General features: G+C 71.1%; 16 protein-coding genes. 15 read left to right on the top strand and 1 reads right to left on the bottom strand.

Going from position 1 to position 18,678, the window contains the following annotated elements; genetic code table 11:
- The first annotated feature begins 7 nt into the window (after positions 1 to 7).
- From EV685_RS17585 to EV685_RS17520, 14 genes are all read left to right on the top strand, one after another.
- Entirely contained in the window at positions 8 to 1,210 is a 1,203-nt protein-coding gene (locus EV685_RS17585) for an FAD-dependent oxidoreductase (protein WP_165396838.1), read from the top strand.
- Positions 1,207 to 2,589: a glutathione-disulfide reductase gene (gene gorA / locus EV685_RS17580; protein ID WP_130483326.1), complete on the top strand. Its 1,383-nt coding sequence runs from the start codon at positions 1,207 to 1,209 to the stop codon at positions 2,587 to 2,589. The genes EV685_RS17585 and gorA overlap by 4 nt, the downstream gene beginning before the upstream one ends.
- 61 nt (positions 2,590 to 2,650) lie before the next feature.
- Entirely contained in the window at positions 2,651 to 3,895 is a 1,245-nt protein-coding gene (locus tag EV685_RS17575; RefSeq protein ID WP_242615645.1) for an ABC transporter substrate-binding protein, read from the top strand.
- Positions 3,896 to 3,942: 47 nt separating this feature from the next.
- Entirely contained in the window at positions 3,943 to 5,652 is a 1,710-nt protein-coding gene (locus tag EV685_RS17570; protein WP_242615644.1) for an ABC transporter permease, read from the top strand.
- The gene (locus EV685_RS17565) at positions 5,649 to 6,335 is read left to right on the top strand and encodes an ATP-binding cassette domain-containing protein (RefSeq protein ID WP_130483324.1); all 687 of its coding nucleotides are present in this window, start codon (positions 5,649 to 5,651) and stop codon (positions 6,333 to 6,335) included. The genes EV685_RS17570 and EV685_RS17565 overlap by 4 nt, the downstream gene beginning before the upstream one ends.
- Positions 6,332 to 7,114: a DUF3047 domain-containing protein gene (locus EV685_RS17560; RefSeq protein WP_130483323.1), complete on the top strand. Its 783-nt coding sequence runs from the start codon at positions 6,332 to 6,334 to the stop codon at positions 7,112 to 7,114. Before EV685_RS17565 ends, EV685_RS17560 begins: the two co-directional genes overlap by 4 nt.
- An 8-nt stretch (positions 7,115 to 7,122) precedes the next feature.
- The gene (locus EV685_RS17555; RefSeq protein WP_130483322.1) at positions 7,123 to 7,731 is read left to right on the top strand and encodes a CDP-alcohol phosphatidyltransferase family protein; all 609 of its coding nucleotides are present in this window, start codon (positions 7,123 to 7,125) and stop codon (positions 7,729 to 7,731) included.
- 364 nt (positions 7,732 to 8,095) lie between these two features.
- Positions 8,096 to 8,836, top strand: coding sequence for a TetR/AcrR family transcriptional regulator (locus EV685_RS17550; protein WP_130483321.1), 741 nt, complete (start codon positions 8,096 to 8,098; stop codon positions 8,834 to 8,836).
- Positions 8,833 to 9,603: a DUF4386 domain-containing protein gene (locus EV685_RS17545; RefSeq protein WP_130483320.1), complete on the top strand. Its 771-nt coding sequence runs from the start codon at positions 8,833 to 8,835 to the stop codon at positions 9,601 to 9,603. Before EV685_RS17550 ends, EV685_RS17545 begins: the two co-directional genes overlap by 4 nt.
- 168 nt (positions 9,604 to 9,771) lie before the next feature.
- Complete coding sequence (locus tag EV685_RS17540) at positions 9,772 to 10,575, top strand: MipA/OmpV family protein (protein ID WP_130483319.1); 804 nt, start codon at positions 9,772 to 9,774, stop codon at positions 10,573 to 10,575.
- Between the two features lie 203 nt (positions 10,576 to 10,778).
- Positions 10,779 to 12,638, top strand: coding sequence for a dihydroxy-acid dehydratase (ilvD, locus tag EV685_RS17535; RefSeq protein WP_130483318.1), 1,860 nt, complete (start codon positions 10,779 to 10,781; stop codon positions 12,636 to 12,638).
- 143 nt (positions 12,639 to 12,781) lie between these two features.
- A complete protein-coding gene (locus tag EV685_RS17530; RefSeq protein ID WP_130483317.1) occupies positions 12,782 to 13,687 on the top strand; it encodes an N-acetylmuramoyl-L-alanine amidase in 906 nt (301 codons plus the stop codon).
- Positions 13,688 to 13,823: 136 nt separating this feature from the next.
- Positions 13,824 to 14,906, top strand: coding sequence for a caspase family protein (locus EV685_RS17525; RefSeq protein ID WP_130483316.1), 1,083 nt, complete (start codon positions 13,824 to 13,826; stop codon positions 14,904 to 14,906).
- 29 nt (positions 14,907 to 14,935) lie between these two features.
- Entirely contained in the window at positions 14,936 to 16,762 is a 1,827-nt protein-coding gene (locus EV685_RS17520; protein ID WP_130483315.1) for a tetratricopeptide repeat protein, read from the top strand.
- Here the strand turns inward: EV685_RS17520 and EV685_RS17515 are convergent.
- On the bottom strand, positions 16,759 to 17,592 hold the full coding sequence (locus tag EV685_RS17515) for an SDR family oxidoreductase (RefSeq protein WP_130483314.1): 834 nt from the start codon (positions 17,590 to 17,592) through the stop codon (positions 16,759 to 16,761). The genes EV685_RS17520 and EV685_RS17515 overlap by 4 nt on opposite strands.
- A gap of 133 nt (positions 17,593 to 17,725) precedes the next feature.
- On the opposite strand from EV685_RS17515, the gene EV685_RS17510 reads away from it, so the two are divergent.
- The gene (locus EV685_RS17510) at positions 17,726 to 18,655 is read left to right on the top strand and encodes an alpha/beta fold hydrolase (protein ID WP_130483313.1); all 930 of its coding nucleotides are present in this window, start codon (positions 17,726 to 17,728) and stop codon (positions 18,653 to 18,655) included.
- Positions 18,656 to 18,678: the final 23 nt, after the last annotated feature.

Genomic DNA, 18,678 nt, shown 5'->3' with positions numbered 1-18,678 from the left:
GCAGCCGATGCAGCAGACGCAGCCGATGCAGCCGATGCAGCCCGGCAAGCGCCTGCTGCTGCTGGGCGGCGGCCATGCCCATGTGCAGGTGCTGGCGGCCTTGGCCGAACAGCCGCTGGCCGGCTGGACGGTGCAGCTGGTCTCGCCCTGGCGGCGGCAGATCTACTCGGGCATGTTGCCGGGCTGGGTCGCCGGGCATTACCCGATCGAGGCCTGCGCGATCGACCTGGACCCCTTGTGCCGGCGTGCCGGGGTGGACTTCCAGCAGACCGCCGGCACCGGCCTGGACCTGGCACGGCAAGCCGTCCACGGCGCCGATGGCGTCGACCGGCCCTGGGACCTGCTGTCGATCGACACCGGCCCGGTCGCCGGCCTGGCCCGCCTGCCGGGCAGTGCGGACCACACCCTGCCGATCCGGCCGATCGAACGTTTCATCGCCGAGTGGCCGAGGCTGGTTGAGCGCATCCGCCACCACGCCGGGCGCTTCGAGCTGGTGATCCTCGGCGCGGGCGCCGGGGGCATCGAGCTGGCCTTCGCGATCGGGCACCGGGCCCGCGTCGAAGGCTGGTCGGCGCTGCGGCTGACGGTGGTCGGCAGCGAGGCCTTGCCACTGCCGGGTGCGCCGCCACGGGTGCGCCGGCAAGCCCTGGACCTGATGCGCGAGCGCGGCATCGTCTGGCATGCATCGAGCCGCGCACGCGCGGTCGCCGCCGGTCGGCTGCACCTGCAGGACGTGGCGGGCTCGGAAGGCGCAACCATGCTGAGCTTCGACGCCTGCCTGACGACCACCGGCGCGGCCGCCCCTGACTGGCCGTCCGCCAGCGGCCTGGCCACCGATGCCGGCGGCTTCATCCGCGTCGACCGCCGCTTGCGCAGCGTCTCGCACCCGACGGTGTTCGCCGCTGGCGATGTCGCGGCGCTGGCCGATGCACGGCCGCGCTCGGGCGTCTACGCGGTGCGTGCCGGTCCGGTGCTGGCCGACAACCTGCGCGCGGGCTGCCTCGGCCAGCCGCTGCGGGACTGGACGCCGCAGGCGCGCGCGCTCTACCTGATCAGCACCGGCGACCGCCACGCACTGGCCACCTGGGGCCGCTGGTCCTGGCGCGGGCACTGGGTCTGGCGCTGGAAGGACCACATCGACCGTGCCTTCATGCGCCGCTGGGCAGATCCCGCACCACGCACCGCCCTCGAACCGGAAACCCCGCCATGACCACAGCCAGCCACACCCATGACCTGCTGGTGATCGGCGCGGGCTCCGGTGGTGTCGCCGCCGCCCGCCGCGCCGCCGCCCACGGCGCCCGCGTCCTGATCGCCGAGGCTGACCGCGTCGGCGGCACCTGCGTGATCCGTGGCTGCGTGCCCAAGAAGCTGATGATGTACGCGGCCGGCTACGCCCAGGCCTTCGAGGAGGCCCGCGCTTATGGCTGGACCGACGTCAGCGGCCACTTCGACATGGCCCGCTGGGCAGCGGCCAAGGCGAGCGAGATCGACCGGCTCGAAGCCATCTACCGCCGCCTGCTGGCCGATTCCGGCGTCGAACTGGCACTGGGACATGCCCGGCTGCAGGGCGACGGCCGGGTCGTGATCGGCACGCGCGAGGTGCGGGCGCCGCGGGTGCTGATCGCCACCGGTGGCGCGCCGGCGCGCGACACGCTGCCCGGTCTGGCGCAGGCCATGACGTCCGACGAGGTGCTGAACCTGCGCGAACTGCCCGCGAGCCTGCTGGTGCTGGGCGGCGGCTACATCGCGGTCGAGTTCGCCAGCATCCTGGCCGGCCTGGGCACCGCCGTGACGCTGGCCATGCGCGACACACTGCCGCTGCGCGGCTTCGACGCCGACCTGCGCCGCCGCCTGGCCAGCGCCCTGAGCGCACGCGGCATCACGCTGGCCGGTGGACAGGCGATGCAGGCCTTCGAACACGGGCCTGACGGCGTCGCCCTGCACCGGGCGGACGGCTCGGTGCTGCGCGCGGCCGCCGCGTTGAATGCCACTGGCCGCCAGCCCAACACCGCCGGGCTGAGTCTGAGCGAGGCCGGCGTGGCGCTCGACAGCCGAGGCGCCATCGTGGTCGATGCCGACAGCCGCAGCACCGCGCCCGGCATCTGGGCGGTCGGCGATGTCACCCAGCGCGTCAACCTGACACCGGTGGCCATTGCCGAGGGCCGGGCCTTTGCCGACACCGAATTCGGCGGCCGGCCGATGCGGGTGGACCACCGCCAGGTCGCCAGCGCCGTCTTCACCGACCCGCCCATCGCGACCGTCGGCCTGAGCGAGGAAGCCGCCGTCCGTCTCGGCCCGGTCGACATCTACGAGGCGGACTTCCGTCCGATGAAGACGGCCTTTGCCGGCCATGAGGCGCGCACCTACATGAAGCTGGTGGTCGACGGCCTGGACGAACGCGTGCTGGGCGTGCACATGATCGGCGCCGACGCGCCCGAGATCGTCCAGAGCCTGGCCGTCGCGCTGAGCTGCGGCGCCACCAAGCGCGACCTCGACCGCACCGTGGCCGTGCACCCGACGGCGGCCGAGGAGTTCGTGCTGATGCGCACACCGGCGCGGCGCCTGCCTCACGACCGCACCGCGACCTGAGCTGCGACCTGAGCTGCGACCTGATCCCCACATCACCCATCCTCTGACACACCCGACCGCCATGCCTTCGTTGATGCACCGCCGCCACTTCGCCATCCTCGGCGCTTCTGCCCTCGCCACGCCCTGGGCCTTCGCGCAGGGCCAGGCTCCGTCCCGAACGCGACCGATCCCGCCCTGGACCGAGGTGCTCGCCAAGGCGCGCGGCCAGACGGTCTACTGGAACGCCTGGGCCGGTGACGAGAAGACCAACGACTTCATCGCCTGGGCCGGCCGGCAGTTGCAGACCCGCCACGGTGTGACGGTGCAGCATGTGCGCCTGAAGGACACGGCCGAGGCCGTCAACCGCGTCGTCGCCGAGAAGGCCGCCGGGCGCGACCGCGACGGCAGCGTCGACCTCATCTGGATCAACGGCCCCAACTTCCTGGCGATGAAGCAGCAGGGCCTGCTGCTCGGCCCGGTCACACAGGCCCTGCCCAACATGCGCTGGGTCGACACGGTGCGCAAGCGCTCCAACGTGGTCGACTTCACCACGCCGGTCGACGGCATGGCGGTGCCCTGGCGGCTGGCGCAGGTCGTGTTCGTGTACGACGGCGCGCGCATCCGCGATGCCGATGTGCCGCGCTCGGCCGCCGCCATGCTGGACTGGGCCCGCCGCCACCCCGGCCGGCTGACACATCCGGAGGTCAGCAACTTCCTCGGCTCGACCTTCCTCAAGCAGGCGCTGCTGGACCTGGTGAGCGACCCGGCCGGCTTGCAGCGCCCGGCCACGGACGCCAGCTTTGCCGCCGTCACCGCCCCGCTGTGGACCTGGTACGACCAGATCCGACCGAGCCTGTGGCGACGCGGCCAGCAGTTCCCCGACAGCGGGCCGGCCCAGCGCCAGTTGCTCAACGACGGCGAGATCGACATCACGCTGTCCTTCGACCCGGCCGAAGCGGCCGTCTCGATCGCCGCCGGCCTGATGCCGCCGAGCGTGCGGACTTTCACCTTCAGCAAGGGCACGATCGGCAACACCAGCTTCATCGCCATCCCCTACAACGCCGCCCACGCCGAAGGTGCGTTGGTGCTTGCCAACTTCCTGATCGAGCCCGCCACGCAGGCACGCGCCCAGGACATCCGCGAGATGGGCGCCTACAACGTGCTGGACCTGGCCCGGCTCGGCCCGGCCGAACGGGCGCCCTTCGACCAGATCACCGCCAGCCCGGCACTGCCCAGCGCGGCCGACCTTGGCGCGCCGCTGCTGGAGCCGCATGCGTCGTGGATGACCCGCATCACGGCCGAATGGCAGAAGCGCTACACCCGCTGACGCTGCTGACATCGCCAACGCCGCCACCGCCCCCACCACCAACGCCCATGACCCCGCCGGATGCGCCCACCCGGCGCCGCCCATGGTCCGTGCTGGCATGGGCCCGGCCGCTGACGCTGCTGGCCTTCACGGCGCCGATCGCCGCCGGCCTGCTGGGCACGCTGCTGCCGGCCTTCGGCTACTTGCCGGCGATCGGCGGATCGGGCGTCAGCCTGCAACCCTGGCGCGAGCTGCTGGCCGCGCCCGGTGTGGCGAGCGCGCTGGCCCTGACGCTCGCCACCGGCTGGTCCGCCACGCTGCTGTCGCTGCTGCTGGCGGTCGGCATCGTCGCGGCGCTGCACCCGCGCGGTCGCAGCACGCGCCTGGCCGAGTGGCTGGCACCCTTGCTGGCCATGCCACATGCGGCGCTCGCCATCGGCCTGGCCTTCCTGATCTCGCCCTCCGGCTGGCTGGTGCGCTGGGTCTCGCCAGCCTGGACCGGCTGGGACGTGCCGCCGGACGTCGCCACCATCGGCCACCCGTCGGGCTGGCCGGTCGTGCTGGCGCTGCTGATCAAGGAAGTGCCCTACCTCGTGCTGATGCTGCTGGCCGCGTTGAACCAGGTGCCGGCGCGGGCCCAGGTCGACGTCGCCCGCTCGATGGGCTACGGGCCGGCGCAGGCCTGGCTGGCCGTCGTGCTGCCGCCGCTCTGGCGGCAGATCCGCTGGCCGGTCTATGCGGTGCTGGCGTTCTCGCTGTCGGTGGTCGACGTCGCCCTGGTGCTGGGCCCCGGCAACCCGCCGACGCTGGCGGTGCTGGCGGTGCGCTGGTTCGCCGATCCGGACCCGGGCTGGATCTTCCCGGCCTCGGCCGCCGCGATGGTCCTGCTGGGCGTGGTCGCGGCCAGCCTCGCCGTGCTGCGCGGGGTCGAACACGGCATCGCCGCCTGGCATGTCCGCCACCTCGCCCGGGGTCGACGCGGTGGTGCGAGCGAGCCGCTGGCCCGGCTGGCCACCCGCCTGGGCGGGCTCTTGCTGGCCAGCGCGGTGCTGGCCGTCGTCGGCCTCGTGCTGTGGTCCTTCGCGGCCAGCTGGCGCTATCCGGCGGCCCTGCCGACCGCCTGGACCGCCGCGAACTGGACGCGACAGGCCGGCTCGCTGGCCTTGCCCGCGCTGACGACGCTGGTGATCGGCGCCGCGTCCACGCTGATCGCGCTGGTGCTGGTGCTGTCCGGTCTCGAACACGAGTCGCGTTCGAAGCGCCGCAGCCGCGCCGTGCCCTGGCTCTACCTGCCGCTGCTGGTGCCGCAGGTCGCCTTCCTGTTCGGGCTGCAGGTGCTGCTGGTGCGGCTGGGCGCCGATGGCCGGCTGCTTGCGGTGATCGCCTGCCACCTGGTCTTTGTGCTGCCCTACCTGCACCTGTCGCTGGCCGATCCGTGGCGTGCGCTCGACCCACGGCTGGCGCGCACGGCGGCCAGCCTGGGGGCGTCGCCGGCGCGCATCTTCTGGCGCGTCAAGCTGCCGGTGCTGCTGCGGCCGGTGCTGCTGGCCGCAGCCATCGGCTTCGCGGTCAGCGCCGGCCAGTACCTGCCAACGCTCTATGCCGGCGCCGGCCGCGTCGCCACGTTGACGACCGAGGCTGTCACGCTCGCCAGCGGTGCCGACCGCCGCGTCATCGGCACCTGGGCGCTCCTGCAGGCGCTGCTGCCGCTGCTGGCCTACCTGGCGGCGGCCACGCTGCCGCGCCTGCTCTACCGACATCGACGGGGACTTGCTTGAACGACGACCGAGCGCCACTGATCCTCGACCGGGTGCGCCTGCGCCTGGGGCCGCGCACCTTGCTCGGGCCGCTGGATGCCCACATCCCGCCGGGCCATTGCTGGACGCTGATGGGGCCGAGCGGCAGTGGCAAGTCCAGCCTGCTGGCCTGGCTGGCGGGCACGCTCGATGTGGCCTTCACGGCCGAAGGGCGCGTGTGCATCGGCGAACGCGACGTCACCACACTGCCCCCCGAACAGCGCCGCATCGGCATCCTGTTCCAGGACGACCTGCTGTTCCCGCATCTGAGCGTCGGCGGCAACCTCGCCTTCGCGCTGCCGGCGCGGATCCGCGACCGCCACGAACGGCGCGCACGCATCGAACAGGCGCTGGCCGACGCCGGCCTGGCCGGTCATGCCGAGCGCGACCCCGTCACGCTGTCGGGCGGCCAGCGCGCCCGCGTGGCCTTGTTGCGCACCCTGCTGGCCGAGCCGGATGCGCTGCTGCTCGACGAGCCCTTCGGCAAGCTCGACCACGCACGGCGCGAGGACATGCGCCGCTTCGTCTTCGCCCACGTCCGCGCGCGCGGCCTGCCGACCGTGCTGGTCACGCACGACGAGGACGATGCCCGCGCCGCGCTCGGGCCCGTCGTCAGCCTGGCGATGGCGGACACGGACCACACCGACGACAGGATCACCCGATGAGCCACCCCACCCAGAACCCGCAGCCGACCCGCCGCCAGCTCGCCGCCCTTGGCCTGGCCGCCTTGCTGCCATTCCCGCCCGGCGGCGTCCGGGCCAACACCACAGGCCCTGGCCGCACGACGGTGCCGCTGTTCTCCACCGCCCCGGTCGGCGCCTCGTCCGTCGACGGCTGGCAACACCAGCGCCTGCCCAAGGTGGCGCGTGCCAACGAGCACGAGGTCGTGGCCGACGAGGGCACGGCGGTGCTGCAGATCCGCTCGGCGGCATCGGCCTCGACCTGGCTGGCCCGGCTGGACGTGGACGCCAGCGAACGCCCCTGGCTGCGCTGGCGCTGGAAGGTCGACCGGGCACTGGCCGGGTCGGACCTGCGCGTGAAGACGGGCGACGACCATGCGGCCCGCCTCTACGTCATCTTTGACCTGCCGCTGGACCGCTTGTCGCTGGGTGACCGGCTGCGCATCTCCGCCGCCCGGGCCTTGTCCGGGGCCGACCTGCCGGCCGCCGCGCTGTGTTACGTCTGGGGCCATGCCCAGCCGGTGGGCAGCACCGCCTGGAACCCCTACACCGACCGGGTCCGCATGGTGGTGATGGACAGCGGCGACGCCCGCGCCGGCCGTTGGCAACGCCACCAGCGCAACCTGGCGCAAGACTGGGCCGAAGCCTTCGGCGGTCCAATGCCACGGGTGGCCGGGCTGGCCGTCGGGGCCGACACCGACAACACCAGCGACCGGGTCACGACCTGGTTCGGCGACCTGGAACTCTCCGCCACACCGGGATGAGCTGAGCGATGTTCGACGCCCGCCTCAACACCCTGCTCAAGCGACCGCTCGACTCATTCGCCCGCAGCCTGCTGCGCGCCGGTCTGCGGCCCGACACGGTCAGCTGGATCGGCTTCGTGATCGGCCTCGGCGCCGTGCCGCTGATCGCCACTGGCCGGTCTGACCTCGCGCTCGTGTGCATCTTGCTCAACCGCCTGGCCGACGGCCTGGACGGCGCGATGGCGCGGCAGAGCCAGCCGACCGACCGCGGTGCCTTCCTCGACATCTCGCTGGACTTCCTGTTCTATTCGGCCATCCCGCTGGCCTTCGCCCTGGCCGACCCGGCCCGCCACGGCCTGGCCGCCGCCGTGCTGATCTATGCCTTCATCGGCACCGGCTCGACCTTCCTGGCCTTTGCGGTGATCGCCGCCCAGCGTGGCCTGACCAGCACGACCTTCACCGGCAAGGGCTTCCACTACCTGGGCGGTCTGACCGAGAGCACCGAAACCATCGCGGTGTTCAGCCTGATGTGCCTGATGCCGGCCTGGTTCAACCCGCTGGCGTTTGGCTTCGCCGCGCTGTGTGGCGTGACGGTCGTGACGCGCATCGCGGCCGGACTGAAGGCCTTCAGTCCCTGAGTCCTGCGCCGGACCCCCGCGAGACGACGGGTCCGTTGGCGCAAGAGGCGAGCGCTGTGCGTGGACCGCCAGCCAGCGAGACCGACCTCGATGGTTCAAGGGCTCGAAGCACATGGGCCCCCCCCATGGATGTGCCTGCCATCGATGCCGGCGCGGGCACGGCACCACAGAGTCTGAAGCTCGGCCGCACCGACACGGGCGCGCGAAAACCGGTCATCGCTTGACACTACACCGACTGGTGAAGTAAATTCTTCACCAGTCGGTGTAGTTATGGCATCAGCCTGCCTCGCCAAGACCCATCGCCAAGACCCATGGCCCTTCACCCATCGCCATTCACCCATCCCAAGAGCAAGAAGCCCCACCCATGAGCCCGACCAAATCTGCACCGTCGACCCAGGCGGCGAAGCCCCGCGCACCACGTGCACCACGCACACAGCGCACCCATGACGCTGCCGCCACGATGCAGTGCATCCTGGACGCGGCCACCCGGCTGCTGGCCGAGAGTGGCTTCACGGCGCTGGGCATCAACGCGCTGTCGGCCGCTGCGGGCGTCGACAAGCAGCTCATCTACTACCACTTCGGCGGACTCGATGGCGTGGTGCGCAAGCTGGGTGAGCGGCTGGAGCTCTGGCTCGGCACGCCGTTGCAGCCCCGCGAGGGCGAACCCTATGGCGAGGCCGTGCACCGCTTGCTCACGGAGTACGGCTGCGCCTTGCGCGGCAATCCCTTGGTGCTGCGCTTGCTTGCCTGGGAACTGGTGGAGCCCACCGATGCGCTCAAGGAACTTGAGGTGACCCGCTCCGCGGCCATGGTGCCGTGGGTGCAGAACCTGCGCGCAGCCGCAGCACCCGTACCCGATGGCATCGATGCACCGGCGGTCAATGCGGTGTTGCTGGCCGGGCTGCACTACCTGGCACTGCGCGAACAGTCACTCGGCAGCTTTGCAGGCGTCGACTTGTCGACACCCGAGGGCGCAACACGCATCGCCACAGCGCTGCGGCTCATCACCGAGCGCACGTACGCCACCCAGCCGGCGACCCCACCCGCCGCTCACCCCACCACACCCCAAACCGGCAAGCCGGCACGCAAGAGGACAACGTCATGAGTTCCGTCATCACACACACGCCTCAGACGGCCGCAGCCATGCGCCAGCTGGCGCTGGCCCTGCTCGCCTTCCTGGTGGCTGCGACCCTGCCCTACGTCTGGCTGATCGAGAACTTTGGGTACGACGACATCCTGCGTGAGCCAGCGGCGGTCGTGCTGCAACGCTTCCATGAAGGCGGCTCGCCGCTGGTGCTGGCCTGGTTCGCCTTCGCCATGAGCGCGCTGTTGTTCATCGTGGTCGTCGACGCTTTCAGCCGGCTGTTCGATGCGCACTGGGTGAGTGACCGCGGCACCACCATGCTCGGCATCGGCTCGGCGCTGGCCCAGGCCATCGGGCTGCTCCGCTGGGTGCTGGTGATCCCCGGGCTCGCGGCCACCTATGTCGCCCCAGAGACGAGCCCGGCAGCACGCGACGCGACCCTGGTCGTGTTCGACGCGGTGCATCGCTACGGCGGCATGGTGCTGGGCGAAATGATCGGGCAGTTGCTGCTTGCGGCCTGGACCGGGCTCGTGGCGATCCGTCTGTTGCGCTCGCGCCTGGTACCTCGTTGGCTGGCGGCGGCGGGCCTGCTGACCCTGCCGTTCTGGCTGCTGGGCCAGACCGAACTGCTCCATGGCGTCGTGCCGGGCGTACCCGCCATCGAAGTGATCCCGCTGGCCTTCATGGGCTGGGAGGCCTGGCTCGCCGCGCTGGCCGTGACCCTGGGCATCCAGGGCTGGCGTGCCAGCGACGGACAAGCGTCCCAGAGGCCCGCCATGCCTGCCTGATCCGGCACCGCCAAGCCGGGCGACTCGTTCACGGGGCCGCCCTTTCCCCACCCCATCCCGCAGCACTGGCCTGCAACGGCAGGCCAGCCCCCGGCGTGTTCGATCGCGCCTTCCCGCTTTCCCGCCTTCCCGCCTTCTCGGCTTACTTTTCTCCGAACTGGAAACTTCATGACCCAACGACTTCCCCGCCTCCACCTGATCGCCCTGGTGGCCACCCTGTCTGCTGGCACCGGTGCCCAGGCACAGGCCTTCGATGCGGTGCGCCTCTTCGCAGCCCCACCCGGCAAGGATGGTGGGCTGATGGGCTCCGTGGTCCTTGCGAGCACCGAGTACCCCGGCTCCAAGGACCGCCGCACGCTCGTGCTGCCCGTGCTGGACTACCAATGGGCCAATGGCTGGTTCGCTGGCACCACCAACGGTTTGGGCTACAACTTCTCGGGCCAGCCGGACATGCAATACGGGTTGCGGATCACTGCGGATTTCGGTCGCAAGGAAAACCGGTCGACAGCCTTGCGCGGCATGGGTGACATCAAGGCCAAGGCCGAGCTTGGCGGCTTCTTCAACCACGCGCTGACCGAAGGTCTGTCGCTGACGAGTGCGGTGCGCTATGGCAGCGGCATCGATGGCCATGGCCTCGTGGCCAACGTCGGCATCGGCTACGCCATGCCCTTCGCGCAGCGCTGGCGCTTCAGCGTCGGTTCAAACATCACGGCGGCCAACGCCGAATCCATGCAGTCCGACTTCGGCGTCAGCCAGGCCCAGGCCGCCACCAGCGGCTACGGCGCCTACGCCCCGGGCGCCGGCCTGCGCGATGTGCGCACCAGCGCGACGCTGAGCCACCGCTTCAACGCACGCACGTCCGTGATGCTGGGGCTGGGCATCTCGACCTTGCTGGGCGATGCAGCCGACAGCCCCCTGGTGCAGAAGAAGACCAGCGCCTCTGGCCTGCTGGTCGCCACCTACGCGTTCTGAGTGTCCAGCGAGCCTGGCAGCCGCGCACCCTTCTCAACAGACAGCGACGGTTTGAAGGTTTCAAGATGACAGGGCGTGTGCTGCCCGACGGTGGTCTGGCCCGGCCCGGGCGGCGGGGCCTCACTCTTAGAATTCGCGCGCCCTGAAGGGCCCGGCTTGGCGATTGCCTCGCCGCTCCACACGAATCCTCCGAGGAAGACCCGATGCCCGCCTACCGTTCCAAGACCTCCACCGCCGGCCGCAACATGGCGGGCGCGCGCTCGCTGTGGCGCGCCACCGGGATGAAGGACGACGACTTCAGCAAGCCCATCATCGCGATCGCCAACTCCTTCACCCAGTTCGTGCCCGGCCATGTGCACCTGAAGGACCTGGGCCAGCTGGTCGCCCGCGAGATCGAGGCGGTCGGCGGTGTCGCCAAGGAGTTCAACACCATCGCCGTCGACGACGGCATCGCGATGGGCCACGACGGCATGCTGTATTCGCTGCCCAGCCGCGACATCATCGCGGACTCGGTCGAGTACATGGTCAACGCCCACTGTGCCGATGCGCTGGTGTGCATCTCCAACTGCGACAAGATCACCCCCGGGATGCTGATGGCGGCGATGCGCCTGAACATCCCCGTGGTCTTCGTCTCCGGCGGCCCGATGGAAGCCGGCAAGGTGCGCCTGGCGGTGCCGGGCACGCAGACCATCCAGATCAAGAAGCTGGACCTGATCGACGCCATGGTCATGGCTGCCGACAGCAAGGTCAGCGACGCCGACCTCGCCGAGGTCGAGCGTTCGGCCTGCCCGACCTGCGGCTCCTGCTCGGGCATGTTCACCGCCAACTCGATGAACTGCCTGACCGAGGCGCTGGGCCTCTCGCTGCCGGGCAATGGCACGGTGCTGGCCACCCATGCCGACCGCGAGGACCTGTTCAAGCGCGCCGGCCGCCTGGCCGTCGACCTGTGCAAGCGCCACTACGAGCAGGACGACCACAGCATCCTGCCGCGCTCGATCGGCAAGAAGGCCTTCGAGAACGCGATGACGCTGGACATCGCGATGGGCGGTTCGACCAACACCATCCTGCACATCCTGGCCGCCGCGCAGGAAGCCGGCATCGACTTCGACATGAACGACATCGACCGCCTGTCGCGCGACGTGCCGCAGCTGTGCAAGGTCGCCCCCAACACGAACAAGTACCACATCGAGGACGTGCACCGCGCGGGCGGGATCATGGCCATCCTGGGTGAGCTCGACCGCGCCGGCAAGCTGCACACCGACGTGCCGACCGTGCACGCGCCGACCATGAAGGACGCGCTCGACCAGTGGGACATCGCCCGCCAGCCGTCCGAGGCGGTGCAGACCTTCTTCAAGGCCGGCCCGGCCGGCATCCCGACCCAGGTCGCTTTCAGCCAGTCCACCCGCTGGCCCAGCCTGGACACCGACCGCGCCGAGGGCTGCATCCGCTCCCATGAACACGCCTTCTCCCAGCAGGGCGGCCTGGCCGTGCTGCGCGGCAACATCGCGCTGGACGGCTGCGTCGTCAAGACCGCCGGCGTCGACGACAGCCTGATGGTCTTCGAAGGCCCGGCCCATGTGGTCGAAAGCCAGGACGAAGCGGTCGAGCACATCCTGGCCGATCAGGTGAAGGCCGGCGACATCGTGGTCGTGCGCTACGAGGGCCCGAAGGGCGGCCCCGGCATGCAGGAGATGCTCTACCCGACCAGCTACATCAAGTCCAAGGGCCTGGGCAAGGCCTGCGCGCTGCTGACCGATGGCCGCTTCTCGGGCGGCACCTCGGGCCTGTCGATCGGCCACTGCTCGCCCGAGGCGGCGGCCGGCGGCGCGATCGGCCTGGTGCGCAACGGCGACCGCATCCGCATCGACATCGTCCAGCGCCGCATCGACGTGCTGCTGAGCGACGAGGAACTCGCCCGCCGCCGCACCGAGCAGGACGCGCTCGGCTGGAAGCCGGCCCAGCCGCGCCCGCGCAAGGTCTCGGCCGCCCTGAAGGCCTACGCCCTGCTGGCCACCAGCGCCGACAAGGGCGCCGTGCGGGACCTGTCCTTGCTGGGTGATTGAGCGGGGCTCGGCGGGCTCCGCGCGCCCGCCGCCCTGAAATGCGCAATCCTGCGCAGACCCCTCCATGAAACGGACGAGACAGCGCTGGTCCGCACAGTGGGCCTCGGCGCAAGATCAGGCCCCTTTCATGCAGGAGGTCGGTCATGCTCAGCATCAAGAACCACAGGCTTGTCGGCGACGGCTGTTCGTTCCAGGCCACGCCCAACATTGGCGGGCCTCTGAGCCCGCGCTACCTGGTGATGCACTACACGGCCGGGCGCTCGCTGGAGAGCTCGGTCGCCTCCTTGTGCACGAAGAAGCCCAGCGGCAACGCCTCGGCGCACCTCGTGCTCGGGCGTGACGGCCGCATCGTCCAGCTCGCGCCGTTCAACGTCGTGACCTGGCATGCCGGCATCAGCGCCTGGGATGGTCTGACCGGCCTCAATTCGCACAGCATCGGCATCGAGATGGACAACGCCGGGGCGCTGGACCGCGTCGGCGCCCAGTACATGAGCTGGTTCAAGCAGGCCTATCCGGAGGATCAGGTGCACGTCGGCGCCCATGCGCAAGGCGGGCCGGTGCGGGGCTGGCATGCCTACAGCGGCGTGCAGATCGAGCGGGCCATCGAGCTGGCCGAGCTGCTGGTGAGCACCTACGGCCTGCAGGAGGTGCTGGGCCACGAGGACATCGCCCCGGGCCGCAAGTCCGACCCCGGGCCCGCCTTCCCCATGGCCGCCCTGCGCAGCCAGGCCTTCGGCCGCGAGGACGACGCGCTGCCGCGCCGCTGGGTCAACGCCAGCACGCTCAACATCCGCAGCGCACCAGACGGCCTCGCTGCGGTGGTGGCGCCGCCGCTGGCGCGGGGCACCGAGCTGCTGCTGCTGGAAGTCGGCAGCCGCTGGAGCCGGGTCGAGGTGGCCGGCCCGACCGACCTGGAAGGCTGGGTCAACAACAGCTTCCTGGTCGATCAGCCGCCAGCCGGAACACGCGCCGCGCCGAAGAAGCTGGCCGCGAAGGCCGTGAAGTCCGCCATGAAGGTCGCGGGCAAGAAGACGACACGGGCACGCTGAGGCCTGCCCGCCGCGTCGAAACTTTCAGATACGGCTGCGCACTGGACAGCGTGCGAGGCCTTGCGCTGTACTCGTCGGCCGTTTCTTCCGGACACGCATGAACCCGGACATGACAACAAGCACCCAGGAGCAGGACATGGCACAAGAACCGATCGCAACCCCGCCGGCCGCCGTCGAGCGGGCCCCCGCCAAGAAGGGCACCGCCACCCTCAAGGGCCCCGTCAGGAAGGCCAGTGCGGGGAAGGTTGCCTCAAAGGTTGCCACGAAGGTCGCCACGAAGGTCGCTGGCAAGGTCGCCACCAAGACCCCCGCCAAGGTCACGCGCAAGCCGATCGGCCTGTCGCTGCACCTGGGCCTGAACTCGGTCAGCCCCAAGCACTACGGCGGCTGGACCGGTGACCTGGTCGCCTGCGAGGCCGATGCGCACGACATGGCCGCGATCGCCACCGCGCGCGGGCTCAAGCCCACCGTGCTGCTGACCAAGGCCGCCACCCGCGCCAAGGTGCTGGCCGCGCTGGACAAGGCGGCGCAGACGCTGGTCTCGGGCGACTACTTTCTGCTGACCTTTTCCGGACATGGCGGGCAGGTCGACGACGTCACCGGCGACGAGGACGACAAGCTCGACGAGACCTGGTGCCTCTACGACAGCCAGCTGATCGACGACGAGACCTACCTGGCTCTGAGCCGCTTCGCCGCCGGCGTGCGCATCCTGGTCCTGACCGACAGCTGCCACAGCGGCACCTCGGTGCGGGCCGCTCCGCCCCAGCCCGGCCTGGCATCGTTCGGCCCCCGGCCGCGCCAGATGCCCACCGCCATCGCGCGGCGCACCTACGCGGCCCACCAGGCCTTCTACGACCAGCTGCAGCGCAAGCTCGCCAAGACGGCGGCCGGCCGGGCTGCCAGCGCCGACCCGGATGCGGTCCTGGCCAGCCTGACCATCGCCCCGAACAGCAACCGGCTGACCGGCATCGTCAGCCGCTTCAAGGCCTCGGTCGTGCTGATCTCGGGTTGTCAGGACAACCAGACCTCGATGGACGGCGAGCACAACGGAGCCTTCACCGAGCAGGTGCTCAAGGTCTGGAACGGCGGCAAGTTCAAGGGCAACCACCGCCTGTTCCACAGCCGCGTGCGCGCCGGCCTGCCGCCGACGCAGTCGCCCAACCTCTACACGCTCGGCCCGGCGACGACCATGCTGACGCACACGCCCTTCCTGATCTGAGCCGCCCTGACGTGGTCCCTGGTCCCCACATGCCCCTGCATGCCCCGATCTGCCTGAGCCACCGTGGCGAGCAGGGTGCGCGTGCCGCCCAGCGTCTGCAGGCCGGCTTGCGCGAGCTGTTCGGCGAGCCGGTTGTCGATCTGGTGAAGCTGGCCGAGGACGAGGTCCCCAGCCAGCTCGGCCCCGGCAGCGTGCTGCTGGTGCTGCTGACGCCCGACTACGCCGACCTGCCCGCCGACCCCGATGCCGACGGTGCCGGCGCGCCGAGCGAGCCGGTGCGGCGTCACCTGCTGGCCGCCCTGGCCACCCGCGCCCATCTGCAGGTGCTGCGCATCGACCAGACGGCGCCGCTGCTGGCCCATGGCCTGTCGCCGGACCTGGTCACGCTGGCGACCCAGCCGTCCTTGCCGCTGCGACACAGCCACTGGGGCGCCGACCTGGCGGCCTTGTGCGCCGAACTCGCAACGCTCGGCTTCCTGACCGACGAACACGGCGCACCCGCGCTGGCCGGCGCGGCACCGGCGCGCCGAGGGTGGCGCACGCTGACGACCGTTGGCGTCTTGGCCTTGCTGCTTGCCGGCGCGACCCAGGTCGGCCTGGAGGCCCTCGACGAGCGCGAGGCCCAGGTGCAGATGACGCTGGCGCAACAGGCCCAGTTCTCGATCACGCCCGACCTGGTCGCTGCCCGGCAGGCCTATGAACGGGCCCTGGCGGCCCGGCCGGACATTGGCGTGGCGCACTTCCAGCTGGCCCACCTGCTGCTGCGCCAGCGCGAGTTCACGCGGGCACGCGAACACCTCTCGGCCGCCCTGCGAGACCACGACGGCCTGCCCACCGCGCGGCGGCAGGAAGCCTTGCGCCTGATGGCCATGCTGTCGGTCGACGACGAGCCGACGCCGGTCGAGCGACCGATCGACCACCTGGCGGTGGCCGCCAGCGCACCGGCCGTGACCGATGGCGGCCTGGAGATCCCCTCCGAGCCGACAGCGGCGGGCACCCGCCCGGGTGCGCGCCCCGTCCGTGGCAAGCCCGGCAAACGCGACATCGAGGCGATTGCCGCCCAGGCCGAACGGGCCGCCCTGGCCGCGATGCGCCCGCAGCCCTCGTCCGACCTGCTGTTCGGTGCCGACGCGCCCGAGCTGGCCCTGCTGGCGTCGCGCATCGCGCCCTCGTCCGAGCTGCAACGCGAGCTGGCCTTGCGGCTCGATGCCCTCTATGCCGTCGATCCGCAGGTGCGCTGGAGCGCGGCCAGCGAGCTGGACGTGTCCAGCCAGCTGCATTCGGACGTCTTACCACTGGCCGTCGAACGTGCCGAGGCCAACCTGCTGCACCGCGCCGGCACGGCGGCCGTCACCGAGGCAGCCCGCCACACGCTGACGTTGCTCGGCGAGGCCAGCCCGCTGACGCTGGCGCTGCACCGCCAGGCGGTGCTGCGCTTCGTCGATGCCGCCGCCGTGCTCGGTCCGGAGGCGCGCCAGCAAGGCGAACAAGTGCGCGAGCGCATCACCGGCTTCACGCGGGTGCCGCAGCCGGTCATCTACATCCAGCTCGCCGACGAGGTCCAGCGCCCGCTGGCCATGCGTCTGGCCACCCAGTTGGCCGAAGCCGGCTGGCGGGTGCCCGCGCTGGCCGTGGTCGGCGACCAGGCCCCCAGCCGCACCGAGCTGCGCAGCCAAGGCACCAGCCATCAGGGCCTGGCACGCTGGGTACGCCGGCTGGCCAGCGACCAGGTCGGCCAGACCGCAGACTTGGTCCACCTCCGGCAGGCTCGCCCGAGCGGCGACGTCTACGAACTCTGGCTGGACCAGGACCTGTGCCGCGCCGGGGCGCGACAGGTCAACGGCTGCCCGGGTTAACGCCCACCCGCCACCTCGACGATCGCGCCGGTCGTGTAGGACGACTGCGGGGCCAGCAGCCAGACGATGGTTTGGGCGATCTCCTCGGCGGTGCCGGGGCGCTGCTGCGGGATCTGGGGGGCGAGTTGCCAGGCGCGGTCGGGCTGGCCGCCGCTGGCGTGGATGTCGGTGTCGATCACGCCGGGGCGCACCGAGTTGACCCGCACGCCCTCGGCGGCGACCTCGCGTGCGAGGCCTTGGGTCCAGATGTCCAGCGCCGCCTTGGTGGCCGCGTAGTCGACGTATTGACCGGCCGCGCCCAGCCGCGCAGCGACCGAGGACAGGTTGACGATCGCGCCGCCCGCGCCGCCGTGGCGGGTGCTGAGTCGGCGCACCGCCTCGCGCGCCACGTACATCGCGCCCAGCAGGTTGATGCCGACCATGCGGCGCAGGCGTTCGCCGCTCATCTCGTCGCAACGCTGGGCCCGGTCGACCACCCCGGCGTTGTTGACCAGGCCACGCAGCGCCAGCCCCTGGGCGAGCGCCCAGGCGTCGACCTCGGCGCAGACGGCCAGCACCTGGGCCTCGTCGGCGACGTCGAGCCGCCAGGCGCGGGCCTGCCGGCCGCCCTGACGCAACTCGTCGACGACCGCGTCGGCGGCCGCGACGTCGCTGGCAAAGGTCAGCGCCACATGCCAGCCGGCGGCGGCGGCCAGCCGGGCCGTGGCCGCACCGATGCCGCGACTGCCGCCGGTGATCAGCAGCAGCGGCTGGCGACCGTCGGCGGCGGGCGCGGGCGGGCGCAGGGTCAAGGCGTCATCGGGCCAGCGGGCAAACGTGTCCTGGGTCATGGCGGGGGTCCTGGTGGTGAAGGAACGGCGGTGCAAGGTGGCCGACTTTGCCCGCCGTCATCACGGACAGGGTCGGCGCGGTTATGGTTTGGAGGTACGCGGCGAGCGCGTCGCGCCATCCACGGAGACTGCCATGTCCGGCCTGCACACCGCCTGGTTCGAGGGCTTCCATTCGCAACAGTTCGAGGTCGACGGCCAGCGCCTCTTTGCCCGCCTGGGCGGCCGGCCAGCCGACGATACGGGTGCGCCGGTGCTGCTGCTGTTGCACGGTTTCCCGCAGACCCATGCGATGTGGCACCGCGTCGCGCTGCGGCTGGCGCCGCACTTCCGGTTGGTCATCCCGGACCTGCGTGGCTATGGCGATTCCGACAAGCCGCCCGGCCTGCCCGACCATGCCAACTACAGCAAGCGGGTCATGGCGGCCGATCTGGTCGGCCTGATGGCCGCGCTGGGTCACCGCCGCTACAACGTCTGCGGCCATGACCGCGGCGCACGGGTCGCTCACCGCATGGCGCTGGACCATCCGGAGCGCGTCGACCGGCTCTGCGTCATCGACGTCGTGCCAACGCTGACCATGTACGAGCGCACCGACATGGCCTTCGCCTCGGCCTACTACCACTGGTTCCACCTGATCCAGAGCGCGCCACTGCCCGAACGCATGATCGGCGGCAACGCGACCTACTACCTGCACGCCAAGCTCGGTGGCTGGGGCGCCGATGGGCTGGACCATGTCGAGCCACCGGCCCTGCTGGACTACGAGCGCTGCTTCTGCAACGCCGCGGGCATCCACGCCGCCTGCGAGGACTACCGCGCCGCCGCCAGCATCGACCTGGTCCATGACCGGATGTCGCGAAGCGCCGGCCAGAAGGTGCAGGCACCGCTGCAAGTGCTGTGGGGCGAACGCGGCGTGGTGCATCGGCTGTTCGATCCGATCGCCGACTGGCAGGCCGTCTGCGAGGGCCCGGTGACCGGCCTGGCCATGCCCGCCGGCCACTTCATCCCCGAAGAACAACCTGAGGCTTGTGCGCTTGCCTTGAGCCGCTTCTTCCTGGGTGAGTGCTAGCATCAAAAACTGCTTTTCCACCG

The organism is Sphaerotilus mobilis, assembly GCF_004216565.1.
Classification (GTDB): domain Bacteria; phylum Pseudomonadota; class Gammaproteobacteria; order Burkholderiales; family Burkholderiaceae_C; genus Sphaerotilus; species Sphaerotilus mobilis.
Note: the sequence above shows the minus strand (reverse complement) of the source record. Positions and strands in the feature narration are given on the sequence as shown.

Coding starts and splice junctions, on each gene's coding strand:
- EV685_RS17585 (WP_165396838.1), top strand. CDS start 8: ATGCAGCAGACGCAGCCGATGCAGCCGATGCAGCCCGGCAAGCGCCTG.
- gorA (WP_130483326.1), top strand. CDS start 1,207: ATGACCACAGCCAGCCACACCCATGACCTGCTGGTGATCGGCGCGGGC.
- EV685_RS17575 (WP_242615645.1), top strand. CDS start 2,651: ATGCCTTCGTTGATGCACCGCCGCCACTTCGCCATCCTCGGCGCTTCT.
- EV685_RS17570 (WP_242615644.1), top strand. CDS start 3,943: ATGACCCCGCCGGATGCGCCCACCCGGCGCCGCCCATGGTCCGTGCTG.
- EV685_RS17560 (WP_130483323.1), top strand. CDS start 6,332: ATGAGCCACCCCACCCAGAACCCGCAGCCGACCCGCCGCCAGCTCGCC.
- EV685_RS17555 (WP_130483322.1), top strand. CDS start 7,123: ATGTTCGACGCCCGCCTCAACACCCTGCTCAAGCGACCGCTCGACTCA.
- EV685_RS17550 (WP_130483321.1), top strand. CDS start 8,096: ATGAGCCCGACCAAATCTGCACCGTCGACCCAGGCGGCGAAGCCCCGC.
- EV685_RS17545 (WP_130483320.1), top strand. CDS start 8,833: ATGAGTTCCGTCATCACACACACGCCTCAGACGGCCGCAGCCATGCGC.
- EV685_RS17540 (WP_130483319.1), top strand. CDS start 9,772: ATGACCCAACGACTTCCCCGCCTCCACCTGATCGCCCTGGTGGCCACC.
- ilvD (WP_130483318.1), top strand. CDS start 10,779: ATGCCCGCCTACCGTTCCAAGACCTCCACCGCCGGCCGCAACATGGCG.
- EV685_RS17530 (WP_130483317.1), top strand. CDS start 12,782: ATGCTCAGCATCAAGAACCACAGGCTTGTCGGCGACGGCTGTTCGTTC.
- EV685_RS17525 (WP_130483316.1), top strand. CDS start 13,824: ATGGCACAAGAACCGATCGCAACCCCGCCGGCCGCCGTCGAGCGGGCC.
- EV685_RS17520 (WP_130483315.1), top strand. CDS start 14,936: ATGCCCCTGCATGCCCCGATCTGCCTGAGCCACCGTGGCGAGCAGGGT.
- EV685_RS17515 (WP_130483314.1), bottom strand. CDS start 17,592: ATGACCCAGGACACGTTTGCCCGCTGGCCCGATGACGCCTTGACCCTG.
- EV685_RS17510 (WP_130483313.1), top strand. CDS start 17,726: ATGTCCGGCCTGCACACCGCCTGGTTCGAGGGCTTCCATTCGCAACAG.